Here is a 5,486-nt window from a genome sequence, read left to right on the forward strand (position 1 = left end):
CCGCCGGGCCGTGCTGCTCGCGCAGCATGCGGTAGCGCCGCACGCCCGCGTGCTGCAGCGCCGCGCCGGCGCGCAGCAGGCGCTGCAGCGCCTCGTTCGCCAAGGCGGCTTGCAGTGTGTCCCGCAGCGCATCGCCGCGCATGAACGGTTCGACCAGCAGCAGGCCCAGGATGTCCGCGACCTCGGCCCAGGCCTCGGCCACGGAGAACCCGTGCAGCTGCGCCAGCGCGTCGTGCAGCGGCCCCGTCGGCACGGCACGCAGCCGGGCGGGATGCGCCAGGTTGTTGACCAGCGCGCGCACCGCGCGGCGGTCGGCGGCGGCCTGCTTGCGCAGGCGCACGTAGGCCTCTACCTCTGGGTCACTGGTGCGCAGCACCATGGCCTGGAAGGCCGGGTCGCCGCCATCGGCCGCGAGCGCCGCGTGGATCAGGTGTTCGAGGCTGCGCGTGAACAGCGCGCGGATGTCAGGGGAGGGCGGGGATTGCCGCAACTGGCCGGTGCGCGCGGCTTCGATGGCGAAGGCAAGCGCCGTGTCGGCGGGCGCTGCGGCCGCCGCATCGAGCCCCGCCGGAAGCGGCGGCATGCGGTACCTGCGCGGCGCGGCGCGCAGGGCTTCGTGCAGGACGGCGTCGGCCTGCGCCAAGCGCCTTCAGGCGAGGCCGCGCGGCTGGCAGCCGCCGCGGCAGGAGAACTGGCGCGTGCCCGCCAGCAGGAACGACTGCAGCCCCGAACGCGCGACATGCCGTCCGCAGCGAAAGCAGCTCATGGTGGCGCCGAACGACCCGGGAAAATCGCTGCCGGTGGACTTGGAAACGTACCTGAGGCCGTCGGGGCTCAGCTCGGTCTTGACCTGTTCTTTCAATCGAAGGACCTTTCCGCGGCCGCTGCCGGTGGGTGAACGGGGTTGCCTGCGTGCCGGTCGGCGCCGCGGGCGCGCTTACTTCAGCTCGGGTGCGGCCGGGGCCGCCTCCGGCACTGCGCCCGGCACGGCGGCGAGGCCATCCGGCGCGTCCGGGGTGTCGGACCCGTCCGGCGTGTCCTTCCTCATCATTTTCTTGTCTTCCTTCTTGCGCTTTTTCTCGAGCTCGCGCTGGCGTTTGGCAAAGGCGTAATTGGGTTTCGGCATCGATGGGTTCTCCGGTTCGGCGCTAAAGGCCTGGGGTGGATGTCTGTCCTAGGCGCGAGCGCCGGTGCCATCCTGCTGAAGCAGGGTGCGCAGGCACCGCACGCGCAGCGTCTCCAGGCAATCGCGGTGGTTCTGGTGAAGCGCGGCGAACGCCTCCTGCCCAAGGTCGCCCTGCTGCTGCTGCTTCCACAGCGCGTGTACCAGCTCGAAGTGGCGGATCAGCAGCTCGACCCAGGCGAGCGACAAACTGGGCAGCTCGAACGCATAGCGCCGCATCTCGTCCAGGCTCAGTCGCAGCCGGTGGTATGCCTCGGGATCGACGCGCAGTGCCGCGAGCTGTTCGACCTCGGCCTTGTAGCGGTCCAGGGCGGCAATAAGCTGGAAGGCGATCGCCGTGGCGGCGCTGGCTTGCGATGCGGACATATGCACGGCAGTGTACGCCCTCGGCCCCAGGGCGCGCGGCGCCGCCGATAATCGGTTGGCAGCCAACTTGAACGCGAAAGCGCATCGATGAAGAATCCCTTGCGGCCAGACCACAACGAAGAAGAAAATCCGCAGGACATCGACGACATGGTCCCCACGCGCGGCTACGCGGAGGTGCCGGTGGTGGGCCTGGGCGGCTCGGCTGGCGGCATCGAGGCGCTGCAGGACTTCTTCACCGCCATGCCGCCGAACTCCACCCTGGCGTTCATCGTGGTGATGCACCTGTCGGCCGACCACGAGAGCATGCTGCCGGAGATCCTGCAGCGCTGCACCCGCATGCCGGTGTGCCGCGTCGAGGACGGCATGAAGGTCGAGCCGGCGCACGTGTACGTGATCCCCGGCGGCAAGCTGATCCGTTGCGTGGACGGCCACCTGACGCTGGAGGACCTGCCCGACGGGCGCAGCCGCCACGTGACGGTCGACGTGTTCTTCCGCTCGCTTGCCGACACGCACGGGCCGCACGCCGCGGCCGTGATCCTGTCGGGCATGGACGGCGATGGCGCCATCGGCATCAAGCGCATCAAGGAGCGCGGCGGACTGGCCATCGCCCACGACCCCGAAGAAGCCAAGCACGACAGCATGCCGCGCGCCGCCATCGCCACCGGCATGGTCGACTGGGTGCTGCCGGTGCGGGACATTCCGTCGCGGCTGATGTCGTATTTCCGGCTGGAAGACAACCTGCTGCTGCCCAGGGAAGTGCGCGGCCCGCTGAAGGAAGAGCTGGGCGAGGAAGAGCACCTGACCGAGGTGCTGCGCTTCCTGCATTCGCGCACCGGGCGCAACTTCGAGCTCTACAAGCGCGGCACGGTGGTGCGCCGGCTGGCGCGGCGCATGCAGCTCAACGGCGTGGACAACCTCAAGGGCTACCTCACCTGCCTGCAGACGCGGCCAGGCGAGACCACGGCGCTGGTCCAGGACCTGCTGATCAGCGTGACCAACTTCTTTCGCGACGCGACCTGCTTCGAGGCGCTGGAGCAGCACATTCCGTCGCTGTTCGCGGGCAAGGGCGTGGACGACGTGGTGCGGGTGTGGGTGGTGGCCTGCGCCACCGGCGAGGAGGCCTACAGCACCGCCGTGCTGCTGGCCGAGTACGCGGAAACGCTGGAGTCGCCGCCGTCGATCCAGGTGTTCGCCACCGACCTAGACGAGGAAGCCATCCAGGCGGCACGCTACGGCGTCTATCCCGCCGCCATCACCGCCGACGTGAGCGAGCAGCGGCTGCGCCGCTTCTTCCAGAAGGACGTGCGCGGCTGGCGCGTGCGGCGCGAGCTGCGCGAGAACATCCTGTTCGCCGTGCACGACGTGCTGCGCGACCCGCCGTTCTCGCACCTGGACCTGGTCACCTGCCGCAACCTGCTGATCTACCTCACGCGCGAGGCGCAGCAGCGGGTGCTGCAGACGCTGCATTTCGCGCTGAAGCCGCGCACGCTGCTGATGCTCGGCTCCTCCGAGACCGTGGACGAAGGCAGTGCGCAGTTCGAGCCGCTGGACAAGAAGAACCGCCTGTACCGGCAGGTGTCGGCCGCGCGCATCTCGGCGCCGCTGCCGTCCACCCTGCTGTCGGTGGACCGCCAGTCCGACCTCACCCTGGCGCCGTCGCGCAGGGGCGGCACGGACATGGCCGTCACGCTGCCGGCGGTGCAGAGCCGGGCCACCATTCCGGGCATCTCCTGGCGCGAGATCCACCTGCAGCTGATCGAGCACCTGGCGCCGCCTTCGGTGCTGGTCGATTCGGAGTACGACATCCTGCACGTGTCGCAGGGCGCGGCGCGGCTGCTGCAGTTCCCCGCGGGCGAGTCCACGCGCAGCCTGCTGCGCGCGCTGCCGCCTCCCGCCTACCTGCAGCTGCGCGAGGCGCTGGGGCAGGCGGCGCAGACCACGTCGGCCGTCATGCTGCCGGCGGTGGAGCTGGAGCCGCCCGGCGGCAAGCTGCTGACGCGGGTGCGCGTGGTGCCGCTGCCGCAGCCGGCCGGCCCGCTGTTCCTGGTGACGTTCGACCCGGTGGAGAGTGAGCAGGCGCCGGCCGGCCAGAGCGGCGAGGACGACCCCCTGTCGCGCCACCTCGACTTCGAGATGGACCGGCTCAAGCAGCAGCTGCGCGACACCGCCGAGCAGTACGAAGCCTCGTCCGAGGAACTGAAGGCCAGCAACGAGGAGCTGCAGGCCATGTACGAGGAAATGCGCGCGCAGACCGAGGAACTGGAAACCGGCAAGGAGGAGCTGCAATCGGTCAACGAGGAGCTGTCCACCGTCAACTACGAGCTGAAGGACAAGATCGAGCAGCTCAGCCTGTCCAACAGCGACATGCAGAACCTGATGGACGCGACGGCCATCGCCACTGTGTTCCTCGACCGCGAGCTGTGCATCACGCGCTACACGCCGGCGGCCATCAAGCTGTTCAACCTGATCCCCACCGACGTGGGCCGCCCGCTCACCGACATGGCCACGCACCTGGATTACCCGCAGCTGGGCGGGGACGCGCGGGGCGTGCTGGAGCGGCTGGTGCCGGTGGAGCGCGAGGTCGGCCAAAGCGACGGCAGCTGCTACCTGGCGCGGCTGATGCCGTACCGCACGGTGGACGACCGCATCGCCGGCGTGGTGTTCACCTTCATTGACATCTCGGAGCGCAGGCGCGCCGAGGGCACGCGCCTGTGGCTCTCGGCCGTGGTCACCTCCACGCCCGACGCCATCGTCAGCTTCGCGCTCGACCAGACCATTCTGAGCTGGAACAGCGGGGCCGAGCGCATGTTCGGCTTCAGCGCGCAGGAGGCGGTGGGCAAGTCCATGCTGATGCTGGCGCCGGCGCACGAGGAGGAGCAGGAGCGCCTGGCCTCCGACGTGAACCGCGGGCGCACCATCGAGAACCTGGAGACGGTGCGGCGCTGCAAGGACGGCCGCGACATCCACGTGGGCATCACCGCCGCGCCGATCCGCGACGGCTCGGGCGCGGTGGTGGCGGTCAGCATGATCCTGCGCGACATCAGCGTTGCGCGCGCCAACGCCGAGGCCCTGCGCCAAAGCGAGGAGCGGCTGCGCATGCTGCTGGAGAACGTCGTCGAATACGCGGTGTTCTCCATGGACCTGCAGCGGCGCATCACCTTGTGGAACTCGGGGGCGGAGCGCTTCCTCGGCTGGTCCGAGCGGGAGGCGCTCGGCCAGGCCGCCGACATGATCTTCACGCCCGAGGACCGCGCCGCCGGCGCGCCGGCGGAAGAGGCCCGCACCGCGCTGCGCGAGGGCCGCTCCTCCGACGAGCGGCCCCACCTGCGCAAGGATGGCTCGCGCATTCGCGGCGTGGGCATCCTGATGCTGATGCGCAACGCCGCGGGCGAACCGGTCGGCTTCGTGAAAATCCTGCGCGATGCGGATGCGCCGCTGCCGCAGCCGGACCGCTGAGCCGGCTGCGTACGCGCGGATGCCGGGGCCGCCTACAGCAGCGGCCGCGGCCTGTCTCTAGCATTAGCTGTTCAACGCAACCAAGGAAAAAAGCATGTCGATTCTGGTAACCATCCTGGTGGGCTTCGTCGTCGGGCTGATCGCCCGCGCCGTGAAGCCGGGCAACGACCGCATGGGCATCATCATGACCACGCTGCTGGGCATTGCGGGCGCCTTCCTGGCCCGCTACGTCGGCATGGCGATGGGCTGGTACACCGAAGGCCAGGCCGCCGGCTGGATCGCCTCTGTGGTCGGCGCGATCGTGCTGCTGATCCTGGTGTCCCTGGTACGCGGGCGCTCGCGCGGGATTTAACCCGGTTCAAGCCACGCCGCGCAGCGCCGCGCGCATGCGCGCGGCGCTGCCCAGGCCCGCGTTGCGCAGTGCCGCGTTCATGTGGCTGAGGCTGGAGAAGCCGCACTGCGCCGCCACGTCGCGCAATGG

Annotated in this window: 5 protein-coding genes and 1 pseudogene; 2 read left to right on the forward strand and 4 right to left on the reverse strand. The window is 69.9% G+C overall.

From position 1 onward, the window contains the following. The 4 genes and pseudogenes from H0U68_RS20840 to H0U68_RS20855 all read right to left on the reverse strand — a co-directional run. A pseudogene (locus tag H0U68_RS20840) lies at positions 1–643 on the reverse strand (hypothetical protein); the annotation flags it as partial. 6 nt (positions 644–649) lie between these two features. Continuing rightward, a complete protein-coding gene (locus tag H0U68_RS20845; RefSeq protein WP_296358819.1) occupies positions 650–862 on the reverse strand; it encodes a hypothetical protein in 213 nt (70 codons plus the stop codon). Between the two features lie 75 nt (positions 863–937). Beyond that, positions 938–1,126, reverse strand: a complete 189-nt coding sequence (locus tag H0U68_RS20850) for a hypothetical protein (RefSeq protein ID WP_296358820.1) — start codon at positions 1,124–1,126, stop codon at positions 938–940. Positions 1,127–1,174: 48 nt separating this feature from the next. Next, positions 1,175–1,555 (reverse strand): hypothetical protein, encoded by a 381-nt coding sequence (locus H0U68_RS20855; RefSeq protein ID WP_296358821.1) that lies wholly within the window; start codon positions 1,553–1,555, stop codon positions 1,175–1,177. A gap of 81 nt (positions 1,556–1,636) precedes the next feature. On the opposite strand from H0U68_RS20855, the gene H0U68_RS20860 reads away from it, so the two are divergent. Both H0U68_RS20860 and H0U68_RS20865 read left to right on the forward strand, forming a co-directional pair. Further along, on the forward strand, positions 1,637–5,005 hold the full coding sequence (locus tag H0U68_RS20860) for a chemotaxis protein CheB (RefSeq protein WP_296358822.1): 3,369 nt from the start codon (positions 1,637–1,639) through the stop codon (positions 5,003–5,005). A gap of 94 nt (positions 5,006–5,099) precedes the next feature. Further along, positions 5,100–5,357 carry a GlsB/YeaQ/YmgE family stress response membrane protein gene (locus H0U68_RS20865; protein WP_296358823.1) on the forward strand — a complete coding sequence of 86 codons (258 nt, stop codon included), beginning with the start codon at positions 5,100–5,102 and terminating at the stop codon, positions 5,355–5,357. The last annotated feature ends 129 nt before the right edge of the window (positions 5,358–5,486 follow it).

It is taken from the genome of Ramlibacter sp. (assembly GCF_013697775.1).
Taxonomy (GTDB): Bacteria; Pseudomonadota; Gammaproteobacteria; order Burkholderiales; family Burkholderiaceae_C; genus Ramlibacter.

Coding starts and splice junctions, on each gene's coding strand:
- H0U68_RS20850 (WP_296358820.1), bottom strand. CDS start 1,126: ATGCCGAAACCCAATTACGCCTTTGCCAAACGCCAGCGCGAGCTCGAG.
- H0U68_RS20865 (WP_296358823.1), top strand. CDS start 5,100: ATGTCGATTCTGGTAACCATCCTGGTGGGCTTCGTCGTCGGGCTGATC.
- H0U68_RS20860 (WP_296358822.1), top strand. CDS start 1,637: ATGAAGAATCCCTTGCGGCCAGACCACAACGAAGAAGAAAATCCGCAG.